This window comes from Methylobacterium sp. WL103 (assembly GCF_008039885.1).
GTDB lineage: Bacteria > Pseudomonadota > Alphaproteobacteria > Rhizobiales > Beijerinckiaceae > Methylobacterium > Methylobacterium cerastii.
The window spans coordinates 1-25,388 of the sequence record NZ_VRUX01000007.1 but is presented as its reverse complement, the minus strand read 5'-3'; the positions used below and the strand labels follow the sequence as shown (position 1 = coordinate 25,388).

Below are 25,388 nucleotides of genomic sequence, written 5' to 3'. Positions count from 1 at the left end.
CAAAAACGCCCCTGTGACCCGGCCGTCCCTTCTCGCGCGACAGCGGCATTCCTCACGGACTGGCACGAGGCGCCTTCCCGTTCGCCGCAGAGGTCTATAAGCCACTTCGCTTCTGGAACATGAGACGCGGCGCCTCTCTAACAGGGCTCCGCTGTTGAGGCGAGACCAAACGTGGCAACTCGAGTTCGACGATACCGCCGCGCCTCCGGCGAGGTGATCCTAAGGAAGGACCGTGCTCCGATCTCGGTCCCAAGTTGGACCGCGCGTCGGGTTCTGCCTGCGATGGTCACCTACGCCCAGAACTTCGAAGACGTGTTGCTCCGCCGCGCCCTCCCCGAGATCACGCGCGGCTTCTATATCGATATCGGGGCCTTTCATCCCGTGATCGACAACGTCAGCTACTGGTTTTACTCGCAAGGTTGGACCGGGATTAACGTCGAGCCCAACCCGCGGTTTCAGGCGCTGCTGCGTCAGCAGCGCCCGCACGACGTGAACCTCCAAGCCGCCGTCGGCGGGCAATCCGGCACCTTGCGGCTGCATCTCTTCGACGGACTCTCGACGACCGTCGGTGACATCGCAGAGCAGCACACGGCAAGTGGGCAGCAGGCCGAGGGAATGATCGACGTCGACGCCTTGAGCCTCCATGACTTGTTCGAGCAGCATACGGATGGGCGCACGATCGATTTTCTAAAAATCGACGTCGAGGGCGCGGAAGGTCCGATCCTTGAGGCCTACCCGTTCACGACAGTGCGTCCCCGCATCCTGGTGATTGAAGCGACTGAGCCCGACAGCATCACGCTATCGTCCAATGCGTGGGAAGACGGCCTTTTGGGGAAGGGCTATCAGTTCTGCTACTTCGATGGGCTCAATCGCTATTACGTTCGCGACGAAGATGCGTGGCGCAAGGGACTGTTTGATGCCCCACCAAATGTCTTCGATCACTTCCTGATCCCTCACACGGATCGCCGCGTCGACTACGTCGCATCGGCTCGCGCAACGCTGGATCAGATTCCCGAGGGCGGGATTCGAGGATTGGTGGCAGAACGGGACCGTCTGCGTGTCGAAAGGGATGCCTGGGCGAGGGAATGCGCGTTACGCGTCGATGAACGTGACCGGCTCGCGCAACAATTGACAGCCGAGCGAGACCTTTTCGCCTTGGAGTTGGCCGGGCTCATGCAAGAGCAGGCGACCCTGATGCAGGCAGAAACAGCCGAGTCCGCGGCCTTGCGCATCGCGGAACGGGACCTGTTCGCCCTGGAGTTGGCCGGGCTCATGCAAGAGCAGGCGACCCTGATGCAGGCAGAAACAGCCGAGTCCGCGGCTTTGCGCATCGCGGAGCGGGACCTGTTCGCCCTGGAGTTAGCCGGGCTCACGCAAGAGCAGACGACCCTAATTCAAGCAAAAGAGGCCGCACTCTCTGCCCAGACAAACCTCGCCGAGCAGCGCGGCGCTCGGATCGCCACTTTGGAGGCTGAAGAACGCCGGCTGGCTGCAGCACGCGATATTTCGCTCGTCAAAGCCGCGCGACTGCAGATCAAGGTTGATGCCCTTACGATCTCGGCAACGTAGCTCCAGGACGGCAGGGGGCTGCGGACGCACCCCTCATGAGGCGCCTAAGCGAGCGGTCGCATCCAGAGATGTGAGCAGCCGATCCCTGTCGGCACGAGCCACTTCCGAGAAATCATACGCGGGGTCAGCTGATAAACGCTCCGTCGACATCTCGTTGAGGACCGCGCGCGCCCTGGCCTCCTCACCATGATCGATCAGCAGCTGGGCATGGGTCACCTTCAGCGCTTCCCGCAAGGAGAGCCGCCCCCGGGCTATCGCGGACAGCAGCAGCCGCTCCTTCTCGGCAAGCGGCATCGCTTGTAAATCGACCCGCGCTTCTTCGTGGGAGATCGGCGCCTTGCACAGATAGAATGCCGACGATCCATAGATCGTATCAATATAATCAAATTTTTCAGCAAAGTATTCCATCGTTATGGTAATCCAATACTCGATGGAGTGTACTTGGTCCTGCTGAATGACAACACTCTTTCCCGGAATAAGATTGGGGAACAGTTTTCGGACAATCCAGGCGTTAAGATCCCATGATTTAGCGGCGTCGACCATCAAAATCTCGATCGGCTTTGCGCCCCAGCTCATCCGCAAGAGATCGCCTGGACAGGGAACCAGCATATCGAGGCGGTCGCGGTTGATCTTGAGAAAGTCGGAAAACCAACTGCCAGCGTGAACTGTCGATGACGCTTGAGACCACCAATCGTAATCCTCGGCGAGAAACAGATCATAGGCATATATCCGCTGCGCTTTTTCGGCCGGCGACACATGCGTGTTTTGAGCAACGGCCTCCGCCATCGTGCGTGTCGTCAGACCATAGAGGCAGCCAAGATCGACGATCTCTCCTTCCCCGGTCCAGTAATCCCGCGCCAGGGCATAAAGGAGCGCCAGTTCCAAACTCGACAACATACTCTTGACGGTGAGCTCACCGTCTGCCGTTGGCACGGAGTAGGTCTGATGGGCCGTTTCAACGAATGGAACGTCACTCAGGGGATTCCAGAAAGGAACGTAACGCCTCCAGAACTGTGAGTCGGTCAGATCAATCGCCATGTTGCCTTTCAGCCGTCCCGTGGCTGGACGAGCTCTCATTGGGGGCGTCGTCGCCTCCCTGTAGCAGACGGGCGTACGTGTCTACCACTGGCCGGCGCGATGATCCGAATGACGGGTCCATGCAGTTCGGGCCGACCGCACTCACGTCCTTCTGCTTTGCCCCTGATTAAGGTTGGCCCCGAGCAGGCCTCTCATGGGAGATCCTCGTCGGCTTTAACAAGGCGCGCCAGGGTGCAGATGTGGCGGACGCGACGCATGAGGTGCTGGTCCACCGTATGGACCGACGTGGCAGGGTCCGCGGCCGAGCTCATCTCAACCCATTGGACCGGGATGAGGTGCGTCGAGAAGGCCGACGATCTGAACGATTGATCCGCCACCGATGTCCCAAGACACGGGGTGGATACTGGCGTTGTCCACCAGCGTAGGGTCGTAAAGCTGCAACATGTTGTCGACAATCTTCATCTGCAGGTTGGGTGTATGCGCAATGAAGCTATCAATGATTTTCAACTGGTCGTCATCGAGGATGCCGGTCTTTCCTGACAGGCTCAGCGAAATCGTCTGCGACGCGGTATTCGCATTACTGAACAGCACCGTGGCTGACTGTAGCGCCGTTGTGTGATCGACGATCACAGTCGAGTCCGTCTTACCTGGCAGAACAGATGTAACCATGGACACACCAAGCGCCGTGACCGGTGTTGCCTCCGTCGGGTTGAGGGAATTCGGCGCTGGTACAGTTCCACCGCCTGTGCCGACCGGCGGCAAGCCCATGGCGTCTGTGCTCGCCGCGACAAGCGTTTTGTTCACCGATGTTTCGGAGGATGTGAGCCCCTCCGTCGGAAACACTCCTTTCGAGATGAGCTGAGCTGCCGGATCTGTCGTGCTGTGGTTCCCGGTATGAGCAAGGGAAACCTCAGCATTGCCAGGGGCATCCGCCTGGGCTGCAGCCGTTTTGTTCGTCAAACTCGTGGCAGGGAGGCTTTGGGCCGCACCTGCCGATCCCACGGACACATTCGGCTTTGTTGGTTCGGCGACCTGCATCGAGGCTGGTTCGGTCGTCAGGCTGGTTGTGAGGGCGCCGACGGCCGGGCCTGTCAGATCAACCTTGTCGAGGACGAGGTCATGAGTTGTCGATCCACCCTTGACAAGATCTGCCGAATGATCGCCGGCGTTCTGGCTTATGAGGGAATGCAGAAATTTTGAAATATTCTGGCTCGTCAAGCTCGCATCATCGCGGAAGATCTCAGACAGTTTCTTTCCCGCCAGAAAGTCCGATCCCGGTGAGACAAAGCTGAGTTTGCTCGACGTTGCATCCACGAGGAGAACGGACGTCGTGGCAGAGGAAGCTGTCGACTTCGTGCTCACATCGACATGAGTCGGTGTGGTCTGCATTTCTGTAGCCGATGCCGCTGCCGGAGCGATCACGGCAGCACTGGAATTCGTTGTGGCACGAGCGACACTTGGTAGGCCGCCACTTGAGCTGGCGGCATGACTTTGCGTCAGCCCTTCACTGCTCGCTAATGGCGTCCCAGCACCCTCCAGGCTTGAGCCGGCTGTCGGGGTGCCCGCTGGCGTGGATGCGTTCGCGCTTGGCAGCTCACTGGGCTTAGCGCTCGGAACATCGGGCCCACGGGACGGGACGGATTGAGCATGACCGGAGCTTGGCGCAAGCATGATATGCGCCATCTGCCCCCCCCCAGCGGCCAGCAGATCTCGTGGTAATGGACCGAAATTGGCCAAGTCGAGGGTGAAAGCGATGATGGTCCCATTCGGCGCGGTCAGCGAAATCCCGTTCCCCTGCTGCGAGGCGGGTAGAGCAGAAAACAGGCTTCCAGGCTCAGTTTGAGAACTCGCGGCGGCGTCCAACGCCACTTCGGATCTTGACTTGGCAGCTGCCTCTCGCGCTACGGTTTGCTGTTCTAACGTTGTCAGGCGGGCCCCCACCGCGTGCACGCTCGTCGAGCTGCTCAGCCCCCCATCCCAAAAACTCAGCCCACCCGAGCTCGGCAACGTCGTGGCAAGGCCATCATGGGTCAGCAACGACGCCATACACGCCACAACAAGGCTGACGGTCGTTGCGAGCTCGCGTGATTCGTTGGTTCGGCTCCGGGTTGTCGAATCGGTCTCTGACACATGTGTGCCCAGGTGGATAAAGGGGATGTCTGCGCTATCGGACGAGGCAGCAGCGTCTGACGCTCCATGAGGCATGCCAATGCCGTCTTGCATTTCGCCGGCGACTGCTTCGCCCATCGAGGAGAATAAACACGTTGTTGCCACGATCGCGGCCAGGAGCGCCGCGGGGTGCATCAGAACCTGCGCGCCCTGCTTCGCTCCGCCCGATCCTGCTGCGTTTCGGTAAATCGGCAGGACGCTCGGGTTCTGTGCCACGAGCTCGGCCAAAAGCGCCCGAAAGTCTGGTCCGACCAGAGGCTCGCCCAGCATGTCGCTGACAATGACGTAGGCACCATCGACGCGCGCAAAGTGCAGGAAGACGTCCCCTTCCTCCCGGCAAAACACGAGCCAAGGGTCGCCCTCATCGCTCAGCCCGCGCTCGATTGCCAGTCGCAGCCCAGCCTGCAGTGAGGCCGCCTCGACGCGATAAAACTCAGCCAGTTCCTGCTGAGACCAATCCCCACTCGTCGAGGGAGCGGGGCGAAAAAACGAGAGGACCGTGGCGCTCACATTCCGCTTCCCACCTGGCCGCACGCGACGGAACTGACCCTCATCACTGTCCGATCCTCAGGCAAGGCCCGTTACCAAGCAATCATTTCACCATCCTGGCGACCTAGAGAACCGGCGTCGGCGGACACCTTTTCTACACCGCAACTGATGGGTCAAGCGGGAGGAGCCACACGTATGGGCCAAAGCTGATTTCAGTTTTTGACCCGGCGCTTCCTGATAAGGTAGGCCTCGTAATATACTGCGGCGAAGAACATGATTTGGTCAAGGCGGATCGGGTCGGTGCGCCGACGCCACGTCATGCTGTGCCTTTCATGCTGCTGCGCCGGGCTAGCGTAGCCGAGCTAGACGCCCCGTCCGCCGGAGTATAGTCCGCACTGCATCTCCCAGAAGTGATACAGGGGCGCCCTGAGTTACCAGCCTCTTTTTCTGCCTCCGGCATCAGCGGTGCGATCACCGCCCATTCCGCATTCGTCAGATTGGTTTCGTATCGCAGGTTCGCACGGTTATGCTGCCTACGGGCGGTCGGGGTCCACATGGCACAATCCAGATCAGGCTTCAGCACCGTTCTGGAATCACCGCCATCCCGACCACTCAACCCCCGCCGAGCATTATCGGACGGGCTCTCACAGTCGTAGCTGTCGCCGACGCTGCCGACGGATGGCTCGGCACCGGCCTCGGCGAGCCGCTCGGTGTAGCGCAGAACAAGGTATTGCGAGCCGCCGTCCTAGGGTGCACGAGCCCACCACCCTGGAGGGGACGGCGCTCGTGCAGGGCCTGTTCCAAAGTGTTGAGCACGAAGGCGGCATGGGCGGTTCGGGAGACCCGCCAGCCGACGATCCGGCGGGCGAAGACGTCGATCACGAAAGCCATATCGACGAAGCCGGACCAGATCGCGACGTAGGTGACATCGCTGACCCACAAAGCGTTCGGGCGCGGTGCCTTGAACTGTCGGGTTGACCCGGTCGAGCGGGCGCAAAGCAGCTGGATCGGAGATCGTCGTCTGGACCGTCTTGCCCCGCACGACGCCCTTCAATCCCATTGCCCGCATCAGCCGCGCGAGGGTGCACCGAGCCACCATGATCCCGTCCCGGCCGAGCTGCCGTCAGACCTTGCGCGCACTGTCGACGTGGAAGCTCGCCTCGGATACGCGCTGGACCTCGACCATCAGCGCCGCGTCGCTCCTGGCTCGTGCCGGTAGCTTCCCAGGATCGGCACGCCGCGTGGCATGGGCATGGTACGTCGACGGGGCGATCGGCAGCACCTTGCAGATCGGCCCCATCCTGAGCCTGTCGAAGGACGATTTCGCATGCATCGTGATGCTCGTCGATGAACGCCTTCATCGTTTGAAAGGGTGGTCGAGCTCCGCCATCGCAAGATACGCGCTGGCCTTCTAGAGGATCTCGTTGGCCTGACGCATCTCGCGGTCCTCCTGCTCCAGCGCCTTGACCCACTCGCGCTTGTCCGTGCTCGGGCCGCCCCTTTGTCTTGTATCCCGTTCGGACTGCTGGATTCATTTCCGAAGCGTCTCGCCCGAGCAGCCGATCTTAGCCGCGATCGACATGATCGCTGTCCATTGTGAGGGGTGTTCGCTTTGGCACTCCAGGACCATCCGCACTGCGCGCGCACGGACCTCAGGGGAATACGGTGGGGTTCGCTTCGTCATGGCTCCATCCTCTCAAGAGTTGGAGCCTGCGGAAAACCCGGTGCGGTTCACAACTTCCCGGCGTGCCCAAGTGGGTCGTCCGGGACCGCGGCTACGCCAGATACGCCTTCCGCGAGCACATCTGGGACATGGGCGCACGGCCTGCGATCCCGCCTCAGCGCCACGAGGCGCCCTTCGCCTGCCCAGACTGGATCTCCAGCACCCCCAACCAAGTCGAGCGCCTCTGGCCCAGGCTCAAGGAATGGAGCGCCATCGCCATTCTTTACGAGAAGACCGCCGTCAGCTTCATGGGCGTCCTCTCCCTCGCGACCGCCCTCGATTGGCTCAAGCGATGACACGCCCTGATAGGCGCCGCTATGCGCCGCGGATCCTTGTAGACTCCGGCTTCCTCGTAAAGGAGCTCCCCGCTATATAAGCTCCCTGCCTACCGATCTGGATTGCGGCATGCAACTGAGCGATGATGCGGGAACGAATGGCGGCGATCGGCGCAGTATGAACCTCGGCCTTCTCTTCTTCACGCTGTTCGGGCTGATCATACCCGTGGTCGGGATCGTTTGGATCTTGCGCTCGAAGGACCGCTGAGAGGATTGTCGCAAACTCGGCGTCGGGCTACAGAAGAGTGCCTATCGTCGCACTTCATGTTTTGTTCGCGACGGGCAGTCCAAAGCAGTAGGCGGGCAGGTGGTTCTGCTCGCGCACCGTCCACGCGCCGGCAAAGGCGAAGCCCTTGCGCAGCCAGAGCATGGCCTCGCAGCCTTGGATCGTACGCCGCGCCATGTTGAACGTGTGGAAACCGCCCACCCGCGGTGGCCTGCCCCCATTTGGTGGCCCATGCTCGAAGTTAGTGCATCGTCGGTCGTGTGACGATGGCAGGACGAGCGGATGGCACTGAGCCGCTCGGTTCTGTTGGCCAAATGACGACCTCTGGCGCAGGTGGCTGGTAGCCGAGCGAGGAGTGCGGCCGGAGGGTGTTGTCGTGCCTACGCCATTGCTCGATCACGACGCTGGCTTCCTTGAGAGTGTAGAACACCTCGCCGTTGAGGAGTTCGTCGCGCAGCTTCGCGTTGAAGCTCTCGTAAGTCATCGTTCTTCCACGGATTGCCCGGCTCGATGTAGGCGGTCTCTGAGCCAACCGCTGCGATCCAGTCACGGACAGATCGAGCGATGAACTCCGGTCCATTGTCCGAGCGGCCATGGCTTGGCGCACTGCGCAGGCTGAACAGGTCTGAGAGCACGTCGATCACGTCGAGGGCCTTCCGCTTGCGAGCAATCCGGATGGCCAGGCACTCGCGGGTGAACGCGTCGATGACGTTCAGCATCCAATACTTGCGTCCGTTGTGCGTGCGATGCTCGACGAAGTCGTAGGACCAGACATGGTCGGGCCGCTCCAGCCGTAGTTGCAGGCACGATCCATCGTTGAGCCAGAGGAGCGTGTGGATCGGCGTTGAAGCGTACCCCTTTCGCAAGCAGGCTTAAGTCATTGAGATGACCCCTAAATTGGATGAGGAGGTGGGGTCACGATCAGCGCCCATTATGACTTCACCTCTATCTCAGTTTTTGCAGTCTGAACAAAGAGATCGTTACGTTTATTCCGAGGTCATGCTTCAACGCCAATCCACACAAGTTTGCGAGCGAGGCGCCGGGTCGAGGCCCGGGCCGGGTCGTAGGGCAGGTCGATCGTCATGTGATCGTAGACCGAGAGCTTCTCGGGTACGATGAACTGCACGTAACGGATGCCGAGGCCGGCGGCGCGGGCGGCGCGTGCCACGATCAGCCGTGTCCAGGCCCGCAGGGTCCACCAGTGCCGCCGCCCTCGCCTACCTCCGACCCTCCGACGTGATGTTGGTATGAAACTTAGACCGCCTTGGCCGCTCCCCAGTTGCAAGCCGTACCCCACTTACCGCCCCATGGCGGCTTCCGGAACCCGCCGGGGGGCGGTTGCCGCCTGACGGTGTGTCGGTCGCTGTCGCGCTATACGGAGGCCTACGGCCCCTCCCCTGGGGAAGGCCAGCCAGATGGACCGGCCTTAAGACACGCTGCGCTCTCCGGCCTTGACCCCCTCCCGTCCACCCGGCGGTTTGGCTGCCAGCGGGGCAAAGCCCCAGACTGCTGCATCAGCAGCCCTATCGGAATTACGGTTTTACGACAATGTGTATTTGTGGCTCAGGAGGTCGTAAATATACAAATACGACTTTACGTTTTCTTGACGGTTCTATCAGGCATCACTGGTTTTCATGGTCATAAGGGATCGGGACGAGGTGCAACCGGTCTCATCCCCGGTTTGAGCCGGTGCAGAACCAAGCCCTCCGGGTACGGTCGCCGACTGTCCAAGTGACCCTTCATGCATGGCATCCCCTATCGTCGATAAACTGACCCCTGAGCGCACTGCTGCGAGAGCGGCGCTATCGTCCAGAATGTCTGAATTCCAGAAATACGATTATGCGTTTTTGCAGTGATGCAGAAATGTGGCCTTCGTGCCACGTTCATCGTAATCCGGGTAAAAGTTGTTAACCAGCCGTTGTCACCGTCGTGCTTGTGTGAAATCGTGGACCTACAGAACCGGTTTTGCAGAAAATCGTAAATCTAAAGAAGCGTAAATTTAGAAAGGCGGCTCTATGATCATCGGGGTTCTCAACCAGAAAGGCGGGGTCGGCAAGACAACCGTGGCGACCAACCTCGCTGCCGTCTGCGCCAAGGTCGGCAACCGCGTGCTGCTTGTCGATGCCGATCCGCAGGGCAGCTCGATGGCCTGGTCATCCGCCCGGGAAGGCGAGCCGCTGTTCCCGGTGATTAGCATGGCGAAACCGACCCTGCACAAGGATCTGCCCGATCTGGCGTCGGACTATGATGTGGTGATCATCGACGGTGCGCCGCGAGTCAACGACCTCGGCCGCGCGGCCATCCTAGCCAGCGATATCGTGCTGATCCCGGTCCAGCCCTCGCCGTATGACGTGTGGGCCTCGGCTGACACCGTGCAACTGATCAAGGAGGCCCAGCAATACAAAGAAAATCTGAAAGCCGTTTTTGTGATTAATCGTAGAATCGTAAATACGGCAATCGGACGGGATGTGGTTAGTGCGTTGCAACAGTTCGGCTTTCCGGTCCTGACCGCAGGCTTCAGTCAGCGCGTGATCTACGCTGAAAGCGCGATGCAGGGCTTGTCCGTGATCGAAGCCGATCCCAAAAGCGAAGCCGCCATGGAGGTTGCGCAGCTGGCGGCCGAACTCATTCAGACCAAGCCAAAAACCAAAAAAGAAAGGAAGGCCGCATGACCAAGGCGGGAAAATCGGTGTCGTTCAAGGTACCCACATCCAAGCTCGCTACTGGCGCCGATGCCTGGATCGCCAATCGAGGCGCTGAGCCGGCGAGCGATCGAGAGGGGGGCAACGTGACGGCGTTGAAAGCCGTCGAGGCCGCGCCGCTACCGGCTCCAGCGCCTGCTGCTGCGCCCAAGGAGAAGATGTCCCGCTTCACGATCGACGTGCCGGAAAGCTTGCACCGTCGGGTCAAGATGCAGTGTGCCGGTCGCGGTACCAAAATGGCCGACATGATGCGCGAGCTGCTGGAGCGCGAATTTCCTGAAGCGTAATTCAGCAAAAACAGAAATGCAATTTTACGATTTTACGGAATACTGCCTTTGAGCACCCCCGTTCGCCTTGATCTGATGTCCCTGGAGGCCTTCAGTATTCTGGGGTTGCACGAGAAAAACGCCTACCTGCAGGACTTGGCCGACACGTTCTGCACGCGGACTAGCCGCCCGACAGTTGAGTTGACCAAGGAAGCCCTGAGCCGCCTCCGGCGCTTTTACAGCCGTCGCAGCCTGGCTGATCTCAAGGTCGCGCCCGAGCCGGTCACTGATCTGGATATTGCCCTCAAGGCTCTCGGAGAGGCGGTGAAGCTGAACGAGCGTCAGCCCGACATCGTCGGCGCGCTGACTGCCGAGCTGCCGGCGCCGGTGTTGCGCGCGGCCCCTGAGGACGACTCGCAGATGTCGTTCTTTGTGCCAAGCATCTACGACGCCCCGCTGAAAGACGACGTCAATCTGATGGATGTCGCGCCGTTTTCCCTCGGCAAGGCCAAGCGGGGAGGGGAGATCCGCTACGAACTCAAGGACTGCATCATTACGATCGATGGCAGCGCCTCGGCCGGCCTCGCCACGGTGTTCGACTACGACATCTTCCTGCACATGGTGACCAGCCTGGCCGAGGAAGCCCGACGCTACCGCCTGGAACAGGAGAAGGGGCTGCGCACCGATGTGCCGGCGCGCGTGTATCGCCCCAGCACCTCGCACATACTGAAATTCTGCCGGCGCAGCTCCGGTGGCAAGCAGTACAAGGACCTGGAAGCAGCGCTGGACCGCCTGCAGGGCACCCGTATCAAGATCGTCAACCTGACCGGCGGCAGCCGCCGCGAGGTCGTCACGATGCCACTGATCCAGACGTTCAAGGTGATCAGCAAGACGACCACTGGCAACATCGACATGGTGGAGATCGGCATCCCGGACTGGGTCTATAACGGTGTAGTGCGCGAGAAGGGCAACCCGCAGATCCTGACCCTGAACCCGGAGTATTTTCTGATCACACAGGGCATCGGCCGTTTCATCTACCGGCTGGCCCGCCGCGCTGCCGGCAAGAGCGGCGCCGCCCGCTACGGCCTGAAAGAGCTGCACAAGCGCAGCGGCTCCACCCAGGGCCTGCCACAGTTCAGTTTCCAGGTCCGACAGTTCGTCGCCAGCACGCGCATGTTCCCGTTCCCGGATTATGATCTGGAACTGGCACCGGGCCGCCGCGAAGAGGTGCTGGTTATGCGCGAGCGCAAACCGGAAGAGGCTGACGTCCCCTTGGGCAGCGGGGCTGGTAAGCCTGAGTTACCCCTGGCGTGAACTCGTTTTTGTCAGCCGTTTTTGTCAAAACCGTACTTCGCCAATGGGCCTGCCAAGGCACGATTTCTACGGCTACGTCTGTGGATAACTTTTGCCATGGCCGTACATCGCCAATCCAAAACCGTACATCACCAACAAAATCCCGTACATCGCCAATCCAAAACCGTACATCACCAATGACAAGCCGTACATCACCAATCCGAAGGCCGTACATCACCAATTTTTATGGCACCTAAGTCATTGATATAGAGCTAAAGTTTTTGTCAGCGTAGCATGCTGAAAAACCTTAAAACTTATTAAAACATAGAATACTATCTAAAACAGATACGCTTGTGGGTAACTGACCGCTTGCAGCCTTGCTTGATCCGACGCAGGCGATCTGATTCGTTTTTTGTCAAAACCAGCCCAGCATGACCGTGCTGAAGAAAGGCAACCCCTTTTCGCCTTTGGCGAAAACCCGCTGTACCACCCGGAATGGAAACTGCCTCCAGGGGTCAGCTCAATAATTGGTTCCGGCCGGAGGGCGGACAAGGTTGGCTTCCGAGAGTATGCGTAGTTTGGCTAGTTCTGGGGCGCTGGAAAGCGTTTTTGACGACAGAACCGACTGAGCGACGCAGTGGCCTGAAACCGGCGCTACAGCCTTCCTGAGAAGCCTTGTCCCCGCGCAAAGCGCGGTAGGTCTGATCAAGCGCAACACGACCGGGAAGAGCATACCGGAAGGGGAGGGGTATCCTTTGGGTGAAATTGCCGTGCCGCCCGCCGCACCTGTCAGAGGATCTCCGGCGCCGCATGTTACCGAATCGCGAAGAGATCGAGCTGCGGGGTCGGCAGCCGGACGATGCGCCGTGCGCGGGTTCGTCGAAGGGGCCTAATCTCCGGGAGATGCGCGTTGGCCTTGGCGTGCAGGACCGCTCCGACAATTCTGCATCCGTCTTCATGGTGGTAGACGTAAGCCCGACACGGGCCGGCCTGGAGCATCTCCTGGATCATGGGCTCGTCGTTCAGAAGCCGCTGAAGCGCATTCAGGAGGCAGGCCACACCGAGAGCGGCAACCCCGAAGGATGCGAATTCCCGCTGCCTGCCGGTCCAGATCTGGCGCTGGGCGCCTGCGCTGGTCCGAGACAGTGGGTTGTGATCCGTAAGGGTCGTGGCTGCGTCCAGGAGGAACGCGGCGATGGCATCGCGCTCCACGATGTGCAGCGCCATTGCGATCGAAGCGGCGAGCTGACGCTGTGTAACCGGCACCCTGTTCCCTCTCCGCACGCGCCGTTCGCAGCTGCATGCGTAGCCTCGACGCGATCCACGGCCAAGGTGCGATGGTCGGCCTGCTTTCCCTGCTAATGCGGGTCGGCTCGCGCTGTGAACTTTATGGAACCGGGATATCCAGATCGAAGCGGCGCGGGCAGCCTTGTCTCAACGAGGCCAGCAACAAAAATAATTTATACAGAAAATCCACCTATAAATCTGCGCTTTAACCATTAGGTCGCCGTCTGATATTGAAATTTACATTATATACTGAAATAAGTATAACTGTTTTCAGTAATTGCTTATCGATATATTAAAACTTAAAAATAATTTATATAATAAACTGTTTATATGCCTTATTATTTATTTAAATAAACAAAATTCTAAACCCTATGGCTTAGAATGAACGAACCATTTTTTGGCGGTCATCAATCAAAACTATATTCAAAAAGCTCATGCCGTAATTGAAAGTCATTCGGGTTGACGTCACCATCGTGCAAGCGTAAAAAAGCGTGGAAGGCAAGTCGCTCTTCTTTTTCGTAGAGAGTAAGCTCTGCCTTTGCCACTACTTAGACTTCAGTCTAAGTAAAAATTACAGAACTATCTATCGTATAGGAAATTACCATGTCTATCAACTTCAAGTTTTGTCGAACACTTCGCCCTATCCCTGGTACTAACCGTAAAGGATGGAAGGCAGATGGTTTCCGCAATTGACATCTGTATGTGCCCCAAGATGGCCTTACAACGAGCCAAAGGCTGCGATTGGCCCTGAATGCCATCGATGACTTGTTTGCGCATCATATGCCTGACGCGCGCTATACTTTGCATGCAAGTTTGAGGTGGACCGATACCCGTAAGATCTTAGCGGGAATCAGCAGATGTTATCCGTACATCAGCGTCTACTTCGAAAATTTGGAAGACCTGGTCCATCTAAGGCTCATGGACTCATTAATTTGGCCTGAGCCTTACAAGTAGTATCGAGTCTTATGGATCGCCTCTATTTCGATCCATAAAAGGTTTCAGTAAAAAATAAAATTAACAATTTGTATACAGGCTGTCAAACAAATACTTGAGCAGTAGAGATTATTTCTGCTGCTCAAGCGTAAAAATCATAGTCTAGTTATAAAAACCCACTACAAGCCCATCCATTGCATGTTTGGGGCGCCTGCGGCGGATGGTCGGACTTCGTGTAGTCATCGAGACGACATCTATTTTTCGGGACGTACGACACGACGGAGATCGATGACCTCGATGTAGGCGACCACGTCCGTCATAGATCCATGACGAATGGGCTCGTATCGCTGTTCATGTACCCAAAATCAGCCGCGAGTTGGCGATCGCGATGTGCCGGAGCCATGCGTAGGCATGTCGTGTCGCGAACGAAGAGGTTCGTGGATCGCGCTGGCCGCGCGCGGCAAGCGTGAGCCGCTCCATCATCATCGTCAGCCATCCCTCTGAGTTCGTAGCGCGATTGGCGCTTGAATAAGAGGTCGATCTCACTTGGGATGGTGTCCGTCATGACCGTCGCGTGGCGGCACGCCATACCGCGCACCACCCCACGAGCCTTGCTGGACGTCTTTCGCTCTTGCGCGTCTCGCCCCGCGTTGCGCGTCGATCCGCACAAGACCTCGTTCCGCCTCAGCGCGGCATTGCGTTGCTTTTTATATCGACTTCGTCTTTTCGATGAGTGTACCAGTTAATTCCGTCCAGTATTTCTCATATAAACATGCAGCAGACGCAATTTATCTGACAGATTGCAGTGAGAATATTTAAATGAACCCATTCCTTGTTCGCATCATCAACGGAGTTCCTGGATCGCGCAAATCGCTGAACCAACTCGACGCGATCGCTGCGCGTCCTCGTGATGTCGTCTGGGCGAGCGCGCGTCAGCAGCTTCTCGACGAGCACGCCGCATACTGCCGAGAGGTATCGTCACGACGGGACACCTCGCTCGCGGTCAAGGTGATCCATTCCGGGCAGTCGGTCCCGGGGACTGTCAAGCGTCGCGTCGAGACAACGTTGCAAGCGGGAAGCTCTAACCTGCCGCGCGTGGTGATGATCACCCACGAGGCTTTGATGGCGCTCGATCCTGCGGATCTCGCTGGTTGGGAAGTGGTGATCGATGAAGTCCCAGACGGCTGCATCGCCTCGGGAAGCGTCTCGGCCCAGGCGAGCTGGATCGGCCTGGATCAGCGGTACAGCCTTGAACCTGTGGGCATCGGTGGCTGGCATCAGGTGCGTCCACGCGGGGGCGTCGAGCCACTGCAGCGCAGCGCCATCGCGCAGGATGCTGCCAAGGATCTGGCAGCCCTGCACAAGTGCGTGCTCACGCCCGGACGCGCCGTCTACGTCGATCTGGCTGCCTGGCAGGACGCACAGGTCCTCGGGCGTAAGATCGCGTGGTGGTCGGTGTGGACGCCGCTGTCGCTCGTCGGCGCCGCTGGTGTCACCGTCATCGGGGCAGGGTTTTTCCGGAGCACGGCGTATCTCGTCGCAACAGCGCTCCATCGCGATGCCATCCGTTTCGATCGGATCGAGCCGGCTCATCCGATCCTGCGCAAACCGCAAACGTTCCGGATCCACTACTTCACCCGACATCGTGGATCGACGACGTGGTGGGCCACAGAGGAGGGAAGCCGGTGCTTGGTTCAGGTTTCGCGGTATTTTGAAAACAATAGATTTGCCGGGTTCTTCTCGTGCAACGCTGACATGCTTCCATACTTCCGCTATCGCTTCGAAGCTGAGTTCTGCACGCCCAAGCAGGCGGGAACGAACACGCTTATCAATCATACCTCTTGTGCCTACATTTATTCGAACAAGGCGCAAGAGGCAGACAAATCTATCTTGGAGATGTTTGATCTGGATGCTTCACAGATCCTTCAGGCACGCGAGTACGAAGATATCATCCAGTTTGCGCTGCGCGGCGCGCCGCGCAATCCAAACTACGAAGGCCCCTACGACGTCTACCTCTACAGCCAGGATCAGGCTGAGATGCTGATGCGCTACCTCAAGGAGCACGGCATTGCGACGGAGGTCGAACTCGTCCCGGTTCTGGAGGCCGGGATCATGGAGGTGCAGCGCCCTGCATCGGATCGCTCGCAGGAAGGTACGGTCGATCCGCTCGGGCACCAGGAGCGCATCGATCAGCGTCGGCGGGCTGACGCCCTACGCCAGAAGCGCAGACGCGCCGTGAAGGTCGCGCAGAAGAAGGCAGAGGGCACTCATCGGCGGGCCGGACGTCCGCGGAAGGCAGGATGATCAGCCGATCAGGCTGCCTCGTGGGTTTCGAGCGCCTCTTCCAACGCATCCAGTTCCATCGCCGCAAAATCGAAGGCATTCCATCGGAACACGCCGAGCAGGCTCGACAGCTCCCGGGTCCGCTCGGTGCAGATGCTGCCGGGTGATACCGCACCAAGGGCGTGCAAACGCCCCAGGATCGCCCGCAGGGCCTGCGGGGTGGGCGACCGGTTCTTGACGCCCTTGATCTCTCGAACCATCCACTGCCCGCTGCTCAAGGGGACGAGTTCAATCGCCAGGGGTGTCCGCGTGCCATCCTCTGCCCGATGCTCCGCCCGATAGATGTAGGACAATCCGAGCAGGACCTCACCGATCTTGGTGCGCGCACAGTTTCCCATTTCGGTGCCCAGCGCGATCAGGGCGGCAGCGCTGGTCAGCGGGGTGATGGTGGCGCTAGGCGGTAGCGGGGGAGGCGGAAACACGTCTGCCTGCTCAATGGCCTTGCGGGCAAAGTTTTCGAGCGCCGATCCCTTACCCAGGGAGGCCTGCAGCGCCTGAGTCAACGTTTGGTCGGTCGCGGTCGAAACGGCGGTGCGCAGCAGCCTGAGTAGGGCGTTGGCTTTGGCGGTGCGCTCGGCCGTGGCGATGTGCCGGAGGATCTCGGGATGGATCAGCACAGGGTCGAGGGTGTCGATCGCTACCAGGGTACCGGCACTGATGCGGCCGCAATAGCGCAACGCGGTAGCCTTCGCGCCCTGCGGTTCGCGTGTAAAAATCTGCCACAGCTGACGATAGGCCTCCGGATCGGTGAGGGAGTCCCGCCCAAGCTCGCTTTCGCGCCCCTCGCCGATGCGCAGCAGCGCCCTCAGATACCCGGCAGGGACGGCCCGACCCGGTACGGCAAACGTTGCACCGATCAGATCGCGGGCGGAGCGCGTCCGCAAAGCTTCGCCGATCCCGGCCGCACCGGGGGTTGCGATACCAAGCTGATCCAGGAAGCAGCTCGAGTCACTCAAATCGGCGCAGGCGAGCACGACGAAGGCAGCCTAACGCGACAGCAGCCCGGCTGTGGCGAGATCAGCCAGGCATCCCCGTGCGCCTTCGCGATCAAGGCGGGCCAAGGGCTTGAGCGGCCATCCAGTGATCGGGTGAGCGTCCCGCTGCAAGCACCGCTCATGCCGGCGCGGATCGGTCTGCGTTGCGTCGATAGGGTCCAATCCGGTCTCCGTAGCTGCCTCGGTCCTAAAGGCTGCCACCAATCCAAAATCCCGCAACTACTTTCTTCGTACAGATCATAAAGCGTATCGCTCGATCCGGTGAGATGCTTCTCGAGACGCGGTTATCGACGATCTTGCGAAAAGCGCTGTAACATTCTTCGGAACGATCGCTCACCGCACGAAAAAGGAGGGCCACGCAGGGCCCTCCTTTTTCCGCTCGAAGTTTCTTCCTATCTTCCGACAGATGAGATTGTAATTACATCGAGGAGATCGGTGATATGCTCGATGATACAATCCCAACGCTCGCAATTCGTCATATCGCTAGATAGAACTTTACGTGCGCTTTCTAAGTAGAGTGCTTCGATGCATCGATCTCTCACACATTGATACGACGGATGAACAAAGTATCTTTGCAGCCCATCAATTTCTTCAAACATGAAATCAAGCATGTCTTCAACCATCGCATCATGCTTGAGCTTCTTGGTTGGGCTTGAGCAAATCTTCCTGGACGGCAGAGGGTTACGCTTATCTGGACCCTGATATTTCTTACCTGTCGCCATGGCCACGACAAAAGGATTGGCCTTTTTGAGAGGGCCGCCATTCTCAGAGATGAGGACATGACCGGTCGTCTCATCAAGGTAGACGCAGTTCGTCGGTGGGCCGCCCGCACGACACATCGCGGGGATGTTCATGTCGGGATTGTTGTTGAGGTATCGATTCCAATTTTCGAGGACCGCATTAAATGTCGTGTTCATATGTAACTCTTGAAAAGCTCTTGAGTGAGCTTCACCAAGTTAGCGACCCGGCCTTCCGCCTGTCATTATTTTTTTGAGGAATTTTCGATCTTGTTAGAACGATGCGGAACATCACCGACCATGCGCTGATCGGCCGTGCTTCGTGTTCCAACGATCAGTGTCTGCTCTCGTTCAAGGCCATCAGATCGATCCTGGCGCTCGATCGAACGTGGTCCCGCTCGCAATGATGTTGCTGGCAATGCTAGCATCGCTTAGACCCCGTTTCATAATGGGCTGAGCGGCAGGTGTCGCGGGCGTTGGGAGAGTGTCTGACGCTCACCCTGGATCGCCGATGTGGACCCCTACCGCTCGCACCGAGCTTGCGCGCGAAAGCCGCCCCTACGCAAACTGTCTGACCGACGCTGAATGGGCCGTCGTCGGCGCGATGCTGCCTAGTCCCGCATCAAGGGGTCGACCCTGGCGCTGGCCGATGCGGTCGGTGCTGGATGACGTCCTGTATGTATTACGGACAGGCTGCGCTTGGCGGCACCTGCCGCATGAGTTCCCACCCTGGTCGACCGTTCATCGCTGGTTCTTGCGCCTGTCAGCTTCGGGCGTGTTCTAGCGCCTCGCCCACGCTCTCACGATGGACGACCGCGAGCGAGCCGGGCGTGAGGCCAGCCCGACGGGTGCCGTCATGGATGCGCAGGCGGCGCGCTCGGGCGGCGTCGGCGTCGATGGAGAACGCGGCTACGATCCAGCCCGGCGTGTGGTGGGCCGCAAACGCCACGCGCTGACCGACACGGATGGCCGTCTTCTGATCGCCGCCGTCTCGTCTGCTGACCTCCACGACAGCCATGGAGGCGTTGCGCTTTTGCGTGCCTCGCGCGGTCTCTGGCCGTTCCTGGCCCACTGCTTCGCAGACCGAGCTTATCGAGGCGAGCGCGTCGGCACCGCAACGGCGATCACCATCGAGATCATTGCGCCCGACGAGGGACAAAAGGGCTTTGCGGTTCAACCGCGACGCTGGGTCATCGAGCGAACCTTCGGATGGATCAGTCGATGCCGCAGGCTCGCCCGTGATCACGAGGCGACGGCCTCTTCCGCACTCGCCTTCGTCGTCCTGGCAGCAGCCATGATCCTCGTCAGACGCCTGGCACGAGCGTTATGAAACGGGGTCTTACACGACGATATGGCTCACGCGCTGGCACCAACGGCAACGATCACGATCCGCAATCTCGATGGTCGCGTGAAGGAGCGGCTCCGCATCCGTGCGGCGACGAACGGCAGTTCCATGGGAGCGGAGGCACGTTCGATCCTGGCGGCCACTCTTGCGGTCGATGCCGAGGACGCACCCGATCTCGTCGAAGCGATCCGACGCCGTATGGCACCGTTTGGTGGCATCGATCTGGAAGAGCACCCGGCTGTCACAATTGGCGCTTCCCCGCTCGGGATAGTCGTCGAGGTCGCCGTTCCAATTTTTACGTGACGCATTCGGCGCATTTAAAATATTGCTGCAGCACCAAAGTCGTTTTATAGTCTAATCTGTCAGTTCAATCTATCGTTCTTGGTATCAACGTCTTAATCGGTCCAAGCTCCATAAAGACTGACAAAAATACTTTGTACGCATAACAAAATACAGCTTCGCGGAAAGTTTTTATTTTGACGCCGTATAGATACCAATATAAATCACTTAGGTAGCTTTTGCACCGTACCTAATATTCTTGAATAAAAATTGATTGATTATAGAAAGATAAACATTCCATGACAGACTTAGCAACGACGAAGCTCTTTATAACCGGATCCGCTGCGGAAATCCAGCAGTTTCGTTCTGATTGCATCAGAGATTATATAGAGAATGGGTACAAAGACATAAGGCTCGATTTTGAAGCCTTAGTGCCAACGCCAGACGTATTTCTCATAGATCCTACAGACCCAGATCAAGGTGTTTCATCTGAGAAGCATCTTGTAAACGGAATGGACTGGTATGGTTGAAGGTTACGATTTTGGGGAACGAAATGGAACTCGCATGCTTTCCGAGAGATATTTTCTGATGCTGAAAACTATCACTGTGTCTTTGACACAGCCTGCGACTGCCCTGAGCCAATCATAGCCGCAATTGCCGAGCGATATCCAAGTTTTGAAGGTAGGACGGAAACACGTGAATGGTGCAGCATGACCATGCGTGTGGGATCGATCTTCGATGGAGATTTTGTACTTGACACAGACGGCTATGACTTTAAGGACAAATCAGAAGATTTTGAGGATGACGAGCTCGACCACGAAGCTGAGAAGGTTGAGCCGCTCTGATCAGCCTGCCCCGTCAGCTTGCGATGGCGAGCATTGAGGGGACACCCTCACGCAGCACGTAGCCACGGCCCCAGACCGTCTCGATGTAGTTCTTGCCGCCTGATGCGGTGGCGAGCTTCTTGCGCAGCTTGCAGATGAACACGTCGATGATCTTCAGCTCGGGCTCGTCCATGCCACCGTAGAGATGGTTGAGGAACATCTCCTTGGTCAGTGTCGTGCCTTTCCGCAGGGCAAGGAGTTCCAGCAGCTGGTACTCCTTGCCCGTGAGCGGAACCCGGTTCCCGCCGATCGCGACAAGCTTCTGATCGAGGTTGACGACCATGTCGTCGATCGTCACGGCCGCCTCGGCATGTCCTTGCGAGCGGCGGACGATGGCCTGGATGCGGGCCACGAGCTCGTTCCGGTGGAACGGCTTGGTGAGGTAGTCGTCGGCGCCAAAGCCGAGGCCCTTCACCTTGTCCTCGATGCTGGCCATCCCTGAGAGGATCAGGATCGGCGTCTTGATCTTAGCCGCGCGAAGGCTGCGCAGCACCTCGTAGCCGGACATGTCGGGGAGCGTCAGGTCGAGGAGAATGATGTCGTAGTCGTAGAGCTTGCCCAGATCGATCCCTTCGTCACCGAGATCGGTGGTGTAGGTGTTGAAGTTTTCGGACTTCAGCATCAGCTCGATGCTCTGCGCCACCGCCGCATCGTCCTCGATCAGCAGAACCCGCATCGTCCGTCCCCGTAAGTGTTAAGATCCACTAATGCGTGATCCTTAATAAATCCCTGTTTTGCAGTAGGGTCCGTATCAGGGCTTTATCGGCCCATATTTTACTTGTTGTTCTGCCAAAACTCAACTAAGACGGATAAGATCAGTTGGTTGTAGGGCAGTATATTTCATGTTGGACGAAGCAGTAGCAGACACAAGCAGCAACGTTTTAACGATGGCAGCCGATATCGTCTCAGCTTATGTCTCGAACAATCATGTTCAAGCTGGCGAGCTGCCGAACTTGATTGCCAGCGTCCATGCTTCCCTGAGCCGCCTCGGCGGTGAGGAGCCGACGGCGGCGCCCGAACCTGAGAAGCTGACGCCCGCGCAGATCCGCAAGTCGATCACCCCGGATGCGATCATCAGCTTCGAGGACGGCAAGAGCTACAAGACGATGCGGCGTCATCTGACCCTGCGCGGCCTGACACCGGAGGCCTACCGCGCCAAGTGGGGCCTGCCTGCCGACTACCCGATGGTGACCACGAGCTACTCGGCAAAGCGCTCCGAACTCGCCAAGAGCCTCGGTCTGGGTCAGCAGCGACGCAAGTCGGCACCGGATGTGGCCAACGGTTCGTGAGGGGGGGGTCTGGAGCACCCCGGCCACAGGGTTAATGAAGCGTTGCCGTTCATGCCTTGTTCCCGTTGTGGAAAACCCCCGAAGCGGTCAGTTTGGCCCTTGTAGCGGGGCACATCATGCACATTCGAGCCGGGGAGCGGCTGCGTCTCACACTGTGGGGCGCGGGGAGCCGCGCTATGGTCAGTCTCAACACCTACGCGGTGACGCAGCCTGCGCTGGAGGGGCTTGATCCAGCGGAGGACGGCTTCCACCACGACGTGACGTCGTGGCTGCATGACGGCTTCAACACCTTGACGGTCGTGCTGATCGGGCCGCCGGGCGAGGTCCCGTTCCGCATGGTGGTTCGGCATGGCGACCAGGCCGAGCACGTGCTTGATGAGGCCGAGTTTCTGCCGCTGGCGACGCCCTGGCGGCTCTGGACGCTCCGTATCGAGCGGACAACGATGCCGAGCCAGCGTCTCTCCGGCCTTGGTCACGCCCAGCCGCGGCGGATGGCCAGCGATCAGATCATGCCAGGGGCTGTCGGCGGCGGCATGTCCTTGCGCGTCGACCAGATCAGGGCGCCGGCCTCGTTGGTGAGCATCGCCACACCGGACCAGCCCTCAAGGATTGCCTCAGCGAGAAACCTGCCTTGAGCGATCGCCTGATCTCCCGAGCTCGCCTCGATGTGGATGTGCCGCGTCTCGATACGCCCGCCACCATCGCAAGGACGGCGCAGGACCCGGAGTTCGAACCCAGAAGTGGGTACGCCTGCAAGCTGTGGCATGGCGTCAATTCGTAAAACGATCTGTTTCGCAAGGACATAGCCAAACAGGCGTGATCAGAACTCTTTTTGGATGGTTAGGGCCTTCTTTTTTGAGAAAGGCGCTGAACCGGGATTGATCGTGTCTCTGCCGTGGCTCGGGTCGATCTCAGTCTGTGACGATATGAGGATGTGAACGCGTGCCTATCCCTCGGCGCCAACTCGCCGCATCGATCCGGACTGCGCTGCATATCACTGACCGCGATGCGATCGCCGCTTTCGTCTTGGACGAGAGCACGGTGTTTGCGCCCCACAATCCGTTCGCGCGAACCAGCGTCGGTGCACAGCGCCAGGTTTGGACCGGCTACCAGCGCGAATTCTACTTCTCGAACATCGCCTCGCTTGGGCTGGCGTGTTTGCTGAACGCCTTATGCGCACGTCCCGATGACGAAGCGATTGTTCAGGAGATCCTCCAGGCCGATGGCTGCCGTGCTTACATGTATCACCCAGGCGACGGCTGCCAGATTATCGGGGCTGTGCTGCATGCCAAAGGCACCGGAGCCTTGCCGGTGATCAAGCCACTTCCACGGGGTGGCCGGCGGGGCAGGGGGCAGAGATCGGCGCTTCAGCTCGATTTGTTTGCGGTCGGGTAGAGCCCCCGAAACAGGTCCCCCATCGCCCGACAGTGAAACAGGGTACGCCAGCGTCGACGCCGATGCTCGGGGCGATCGTGGTTGATGTGACAGCGTTGGCAGAAGGCTGCGAGGTTGCGGTCGAGATTGTTCGCAGTGTTGTGGTCCCGGTGCGCGGCCGCCAGCACAACGCGGGTCGTACGGATGCGACCGAGATCTTCGATCGTCGGCAGGCTGCGCAGCGTACGGCCCTGTCCATCGCGCCAGGCTCCGATGCTGGCATCCCACCAGCGCCCATCACCGAGATGGTAGACCGTCAGACCATGGGGCCGACCGCAGCCCTCACAGGCGCCACCCGCCCGCCCGAAGCGGATCGCCGCGGAGAGTTGCGGCCAGTCGATGGGGTAGAAGAAGCGATGCTCGCGCCGGATCGGCATGGAGGTCAGCCTTTTCCGGCAGATGCTGCAGCTTGGCTGCGTGCACGCGCCTGCGGGAAGTAGTTGTAGAACGTGTCCCGGCTGACCCCGAGGCGTTTGGCAATGGCCGCGACCGAAATGGTGCCGCTGTTTAGCAAGGCGCGACCGACCTCGAGGTCGGCCTCCGTCAACTTCTTGGGCCGACCACCCTTGCGTCCGCGGGCCAGCGCCGCCTTGAGCCCTTCCATCGTGCGCTCGCGGTTGAGGTCGAGGAAGTACTCCGCCATGGCGCCGTGCATCTGCAGGGCGAACCGGCCATGGGCGGTGTCGCTGTCGAACTGCTCAGTCAGCGAACGGAAGTGGATCTCCTTAAGGCGTAAGGAGTCGATGGTGCGCATCATCTCGACGAGTGACCGGCCGAGCCGATCGAGCTTCCACACCACGAGCACGTCGGTCGGGCGCAGGTAGGCGAGCGCCGCCTCGAACTCCGGCCGTTTGGTCCCGGCTTTGCCGGACTTCTTCTCCTCGAACAGCTTCTCGCACCCGGCCTTGGTCAGCGCATCGCGCTGAAGGTCGAGGTTCTGGTCGAGGGTGGAAACGCGGGCATATCCGACGAGCATGTCGGGATAGTGATCCAGGCGCGTTTAATCCGCAATAGAAAAACAGTCATATTTTCCCGACAGAAACAGAGCTTTTCAAGCCTGTTCAAAGGACGAACCCTAGTAGCGTCGGGAAAACGGTCGTTTTTCAGGCACATCGTAAGCGCTCGATGATGGCTGCCTTGCGGGGATAGGGCGTAAGCGCTGTTTTCAGGCCACGGCTCTGAGGGCTGGCATGACCGGGTAGGCCCATGGCAGCAGGTCGTCGAGACGACGTTGTGGATGGCCCTCGACGATGCGGGTGATGACGTCGGCGAGGTAGGCGTGCGGCTCGACGCCGACGAGCTTGCAGGTTTCGATCAGCGAAGCAATCACCGCCCAATGCTGGCCGCCGCCGTCCGAGCCGGCAAAAAGCGCATTCTTGCGGTTCAAGGCCAGGGGTCGGATCGCGCGCTCGACGATGTTGGAGTCGATCTCGACCCGGCCATCGTCGAGGAACAGGCTCAAGCCAATCCAGCGCGACAGGGCGTAGCGGATCGCATCGGCGAGTTTGCTCTTGCGGCTGACCAGGCCGAGCTTCTCGCGCAGCCACGGCTCCAGCGCCTCGATCACGGGCCGGCTTCGCTCTTGACGCACGGCACGCCTCTCGTCGGCCGGGCGAGCGTGGATCTCGGCTTCGATCCGATAGAGCGCGGCGATGCGCGCCAGCGCCTCCGTGGCGATCAGCGAGGCGGGGCCAAGTTCGTAGAACAGCCGCCGTGCGTGGCTCCAGCAATAGGCCAGCCGGATCGCGCCGCCCTTGGCCAGCACCTCGTAGGCCGCATAGCCATCGACCTGCAGCACGCCTTCGAACCCAGCCAAATGCGCGATCGGTCGGCTCGCGGTGCGGTCGGGGGCGTATACGTAGGCGACACCGGGTGGATCGGATCCGCCCCAGGGCCGGTCGTCACGGGCATAGGCCCAGAGCTGGCCGGTCTTGGTGCGCCCGCGCCCGGGATCGAGCACGGGCGCCGTGGTCTCGTCGGCAAACAGCTTGCCCGAGCGCTTCAGCGTCTCCAGCAACCGCTCGTGCACCGGCCGAAGCAGGAAGGCGGCGC

22 protein-coding genes, 7 pseudogenes and 1 other annotated feature are annotated in these 25,388 nt (G+C 59.5%); of the genes and pseudogenes, 13 read left to right on the top strand and 16 right to left on the bottom strand.

The genetic code is table 11. The features are described from left to right. Positions 1-282: 282 nt before the first annotated feature. Entirely contained in the window at positions 283-1,569 is a 1,287-nt protein-coding gene (locus tag FV222_RS01250) for an FkbM family methyltransferase (RefSeq protein ID WP_147812719.1), read from the top strand. Positions 1,570-1,602: 33 nt separating this feature from the next. Here the strand turns inward: FV222_RS01250 and FV222_RS01245 are convergent, their stop codons facing one another. From FV222_RS01245 to FV222_RS01230, 4 genes and pseudogenes are all read right to left on the bottom strand, one after another. Continuing rightward, positions 1,603-2,607 carry a hypothetical protein gene (locus FV222_RS01245; RefSeq protein WP_147812718.1) on the bottom strand — a complete coding sequence of 335 codons (1,005 nt, stop codon included), beginning with the start codon at positions 2,605-2,607 and terminating at the stop codon, positions 1,603-1,605. 312 nt (positions 2,608-2,919) lie between these two features. Next, positions 2,920-5,286 (bottom strand): hypothetical protein, encoded by a 2,367-nt coding sequence (locus tag FV222_RS01240; RefSeq protein WP_147812717.1) that lies wholly within the window; start codon positions 5,284-5,286, stop codon positions 2,920-2,922. A gap of 433 nt (positions 5,287-5,719) precedes the next feature. Further along, positions 5,720-5,821, bottom strand: a pseudogene (locus FV222_RS01235) (IS5/IS1182 family transposase); the annotation flags it as partial. Positions 5,822-5,914: 93 nt separating this feature from the next. Next, positions 5,915-6,796: pseudogene (locus tag FV222_RS01230) on the bottom strand (IS3 family transposase); the annotation flags it as partial. Beyond that, positions 6,577-6,668, bottom strand: a sequence feature (AL1L pseudoknot). It overlaps the preceding pseudogene by 92 nt. A 203-nt stretch (positions 6,797-6,999) precedes the next feature. Here FV222_RS01230 and FV222_RS29265 point away from each other — a divergent pair. After that, positions 7,000-7,284: pseudogene (locus tag FV222_RS29265) on the top strand (transposase); the annotation flags it as partial. Between the two features lie 109 nt (positions 7,285-7,393). Then, positions 7,394-7,531 carry a hypothetical protein gene (locus FV222_RS29260; protein WP_187277160.1) on the top strand — a complete coding sequence of 46 codons (138 nt, stop codon included), beginning with the start codon at positions 7,394-7,396 and terminating at the stop codon, positions 7,529-7,531. 54 nt (positions 7,532-7,585) lie between these two features. Here FV222_RS29260 and FV222_RS01220 read toward each other — a convergent pair. The 3 pseudogenes from FV222_RS01220 to FV222_RS30890 all read right to left on the bottom strand — a co-directional run. Beyond that, positions 7,586-7,762 (bottom strand): annotated as a pseudogene (locus FV222_RS01220) (IS6 family transposase); the annotation flags it as partial. Positions 7,763-7,790: 28 nt separating this feature from the next. Next, positions 7,791-8,376, bottom strand: a pseudogene (locus FV222_RS01215) (integrase core domain-containing protein); the annotation flags it as partial. Between the two features lie 233 nt (positions 8,377-8,609). Continuing rightward, positions 8,610-8,798: pseudogene (locus FV222_RS30890) on the bottom strand (hypothetical protein); the annotation flags it as partial. Positions 8,799-9,564: 766 nt separating this feature from the next. Between FV222_RS30890 and parA the strand changes: the two are divergent. The 3 genes from parA (at position 9,565) to FV222_RS01195 (ending at position 11,831) form a co-directional block, all read left to right on the top strand. Beyond that, positions 9,565-10,221 (top strand): ParA family partition ATPase, encoded by a 657-nt coding sequence (gene parA / locus FV222_RS01205; protein WP_147812714.1) that lies wholly within the window; start codon positions 9,565-9,567, stop codon positions 10,219-10,221. Beyond that, a complete protein-coding gene (locus tag FV222_RS01200) occupies positions 10,218-10,538 on the top strand; it encodes a hypothetical protein (protein ID WP_147812713.1) in 321 nt (106 codons plus the stop codon). The genes parA and FV222_RS01200 overlap by 4 nt, the downstream gene beginning before the upstream one ends. A 75-nt stretch (positions 10,539-10,613) precedes the next feature. After that, positions 10,614-11,831, top strand: a complete 1,218-nt coding sequence (locus tag FV222_RS01195; RefSeq protein ID WP_187277159.1) for a replication initiator protein A — start codon at positions 10,614-10,616, stop codon at positions 11,829-11,831. 792 nt (positions 11,832-12,623) lie between these two features. On the opposite strand, the gene FV222_RS01190 is transcribed toward FV222_RS01195, so the two are convergent. From FV222_RS01190 to FV222_RS31795, 3 genes are all read right to left on the bottom strand, one after another. Beyond that, positions 12,624-13,037 (bottom strand): hypothetical protein, encoded by a 414-nt coding sequence (locus FV222_RS01190; RefSeq protein ID WP_246685270.1) that lies wholly within the window; start codon positions 13,035-13,037, stop codon positions 12,624-12,626. 467 nt (positions 13,038-13,504) lie between these two features. After that, complete coding sequence (locus FV222_RS29250) at positions 13,505-13,642, bottom strand: hypothetical protein (RefSeq protein ID WP_187277158.1); 138 nt, start codon at positions 13,640-13,642, stop codon at positions 13,505-13,507. Positions 13,643-14,381: 739 nt separating this feature from the next. Continuing rightward, the gene (locus tag FV222_RS31795; RefSeq protein WP_281406858.1) at positions 14,382-14,516 is read right to left on the bottom strand and encodes a hypothetical protein; all 135 of its coding nucleotides are present in this window, start codon (positions 14,514-14,516) and stop codon (positions 14,382-14,384) included. Between the two features lie 333 nt (positions 14,517-14,849). On the opposite strand from FV222_RS31795, the gene FV222_RS01185 reads away from it, so the two are divergent. Next, positions 14,850-16,334, top strand: a complete 1,485-nt coding sequence (locus FV222_RS01185) for a hypothetical protein (protein ID WP_147812710.1) — start codon at positions 14,850-14,852, stop codon at positions 16,332-16,334. Positions 16,335-16,342: 8 nt separating this feature from the next. Here the strand turns inward: FV222_RS01185 and FV222_RS01180 are convergent, their stop codons facing one another. Further along, positions 16,343-17,347 (bottom strand): hypothetical protein, encoded by a 1,005-nt coding sequence (locus FV222_RS01180; RefSeq protein ID WP_147812709.1) that lies wholly within the window; start codon positions 17,345-17,347, stop codon positions 16,343-16,345. 413 nt (positions 17,348-17,760) lie between these two features. Further along, a complete protein-coding gene (locus FV222_RS01175; RefSeq protein WP_147812708.1) occupies positions 17,761-18,285 on the bottom strand; it encodes a hypothetical protein in 525 nt (174 codons plus the stop codon). Between the two features lie 331 nt (positions 18,286-18,616). Here FV222_RS01175 and FV222_RS01170 point away from each other — a divergent pair. The 3 genes and pseudogenes from FV222_RS01170 to FV222_RS31790 all read left to right on the top strand — a co-directional run bounded on the left by FV222_RS01170 (position 18,617) and on the right by FV222_RS31790 (position 20,574). Continuing rightward, positions 18,617-19,435, top strand: a pseudogene (locus FV222_RS01170) (IS5 family transposase). A gap of 21 nt (positions 19,436-19,456) precedes the next feature. After that, positions 19,457-19,753, top strand: coding sequence for a plasmid stabilization protein (locus FV222_RS01165; protein ID WP_147812707.1), 297 nt, complete (start codon positions 19,457-19,459; stop codon positions 19,751-19,753). A 686-nt stretch (positions 19,754-20,439) separates the two neighbouring features. Continuing rightward, positions 20,440-20,574: a hypothetical protein gene (locus FV222_RS31790; protein ID WP_281406857.1), complete on the top strand. Its 135-nt coding sequence runs from the start codon at positions 20,440-20,442 to the stop codon at positions 20,572-20,574. 13 nt (positions 20,575-20,587) lie between these two features. On the opposite strand, the gene FV222_RS01160 is transcribed toward FV222_RS31790, so the two are convergent. Further along, positions 20,588-21,289: a response regulator transcription factor CtrA gene (locus FV222_RS01160; RefSeq protein ID WP_147812706.1), complete on the bottom strand. Its 702-nt coding sequence runs from the start codon at positions 21,287-21,289 to the stop codon at positions 20,588-20,590. A gap of 166 nt (positions 21,290-21,455) precedes the next feature. Between FV222_RS01160 and FV222_RS01155 the strand changes: the two genes are divergently transcribed. The 3 genes from FV222_RS01155 (at position 21,456) to FV222_RS01145 (ending at position 23,297) form a co-directional block, all read left to right on the top strand. Continuing rightward, positions 21,456-21,902 (top strand): MucR family transcriptional regulator, encoded by a 447-nt coding sequence (locus FV222_RS01155; RefSeq protein WP_147812705.1) that lies wholly within the window; start codon positions 21,456-21,458, stop codon positions 21,900-21,902. 176 nt (positions 21,903-22,078) lie between these two features. Further along, positions 22,079-22,537: a hypothetical protein gene (locus FV222_RS01150; RefSeq protein WP_147812704.1), complete on the top strand. Its 459-nt coding sequence runs from the start codon at positions 22,079-22,081 to the stop codon at positions 22,535-22,537. Between the two features lie 307 nt (positions 22,538-22,844). After that, on the top strand, positions 22,845-23,297 hold the full coding sequence (locus tag FV222_RS01145) for a hypothetical protein (protein WP_147812703.1): 453 nt from the start codon (positions 22,845-22,847) through the stop codon (positions 23,295-23,297). Here the strand turns inward: FV222_RS01145 and FV222_RS01140 are convergent. The 3 genes from FV222_RS01140 to FV222_RS01130 all read right to left on the bottom strand — a co-directional run. After that, the gene (locus FV222_RS01140) at positions 23,270-23,713 is read right to left on the bottom strand and encodes a hypothetical protein (RefSeq protein WP_147812702.1); all 444 of its coding nucleotides are present in this window, start codon (positions 23,711-23,713) and stop codon (positions 23,270-23,272) included. The genes FV222_RS01145 and FV222_RS01140 overlap by 28 nt on opposite strands. Before the next feature lie 5 nt (positions 23,714-23,718). After that, positions 23,719-24,312 carry a recombinase family protein gene (locus tag FV222_RS01135; protein ID WP_147812701.1) on the bottom strand — a complete coding sequence of 198 codons (594 nt, stop codon included), beginning with the start codon at positions 24,310-24,312 and terminating at the stop codon, positions 23,719-23,721. 189 nt (positions 24,313-24,501) lie between these two features. Further along, the coding region (locus FV222_RS01130; protein ID WP_147812700.1) for an IS66 family transposase at positions 24,502-25,388 on the bottom strand (887 nt) is incomplete at its 5' end.

What these genes read in the sequence shown, in the direction of transcription:
- FV222_RS29260 (WP_187277160.1), top strand. Translation starts at nt 7,394, where the DNA reads ATGCAACTGAGCGATGATGCGGGAACGAATGGCGGCGATCGGCGCAGT.
- FV222_RS01155 (WP_147812705.1), top strand. Translation starts at nt 21,456, where the DNA reads ATGTTGGACGAAGCAGTAGCAGACACAAGCAGCAACGTTTTAACGATG.
- FV222_RS01200 (WP_147812713.1), top strand. Translation starts at nt 10,218, where the DNA reads ATGACCAAGGCGGGAAAATCGGTGTCGTTCAAGGTACCCACATCCAAG.
- FV222_RS01150 (WP_147812704.1), top strand. Translation starts at nt 22,079, where the DNA reads ATGGTCAGTCTCAACACCTACGCGGTGACGCAGCCTGCGCTGGAGGGG.
- FV222_RS01140 (WP_147812702.1), bottom strand. Translation starts at nt 23,713, where the DNA reads ATGCCGATCCGGCGCGAGCATCGCTTCTTCTACCCCATCGACTGGCCG.
- FV222_RS31790 (WP_281406857.1), top strand. Translation starts at nt 20,440, where the DNA reads ATGACCATGCGTGTGGGATCGATCTTCGATGGAGATTTTGTACTTGAC.
- FV222_RS01160 (WP_147812706.1), bottom strand. Translation starts at nt 21,289, where the DNA reads ATGCGGGTTCTGCTGATCGAGGACGATGCGGCGGTGGCGCAGAGCATC.
- parA (WP_147812714.1), top strand. Translation starts at nt 9,565, where the DNA reads ATGATCATCGGGGTTCTCAACCAGAAAGGCGGGGTCGGCAAGACAACC.
- FV222_RS01165 (WP_147812707.1), top strand. Translation starts at nt 19,457, where the DNA reads ATGGCTCACGCGCTGGCACCAACGGCAACGATCACGATCCGCAATCTC.
- FV222_RS01135 (WP_147812701.1), bottom strand. Translation starts at nt 24,312, where the DNA reads ATGCTCGTCGGATATGCCCGCGTTTCCACCCTCGACCAGAACCTCGAC.
- FV222_RS01175 (WP_147812708.1), bottom strand. Translation starts at nt 18,285, where the DNA reads ATGAACACGACATTTAATGCGGTCCTCGAAAATTGGAATCGATACCTC.
- FV222_RS01245 (WP_147812718.1), bottom strand. Translation starts at nt 2,607, where the DNA reads ATGGCGATTGATCTGACCGACTCACAGTTCTGGAGGCGTTACGTTCCT.
- FV222_RS31795 (WP_281406858.1), bottom strand. Translation starts at nt 14,516, where the DNA reads ATGATGATGGAGCGGCTCACGCTTGCCGCGCGCGGCCAGCGCGATCCA.
- FV222_RS01190 (WP_246685270.1), bottom strand. Translation starts at nt 13,037, where the DNA reads ATGGCGCTGCACATCGTGGAGCGCGATGCCATCGCCGCGTTCCTCCTG.
- FV222_RS01195 (WP_187277159.1), top strand. Translation starts at nt 10,614, where the DNA reads ATGTCCCTGGAGGCCTTCAGTATTCTGGGGTTGCACGAGAAAAACGCC.
- FV222_RS01250 (WP_147812719.1), top strand. Translation starts at nt 283, where the DNA reads ATGGTCACCTACGCCCAGAACTTCGAAGACGTGTTGCTCCGCCGCGCC.
- FV222_RS01185 (WP_147812710.1), top strand. Translation starts at nt 14,850, where the DNA reads ATGAACCCATTCCTTGTTCGCATCATCAACGGAGTTCCTGGATCGCGC.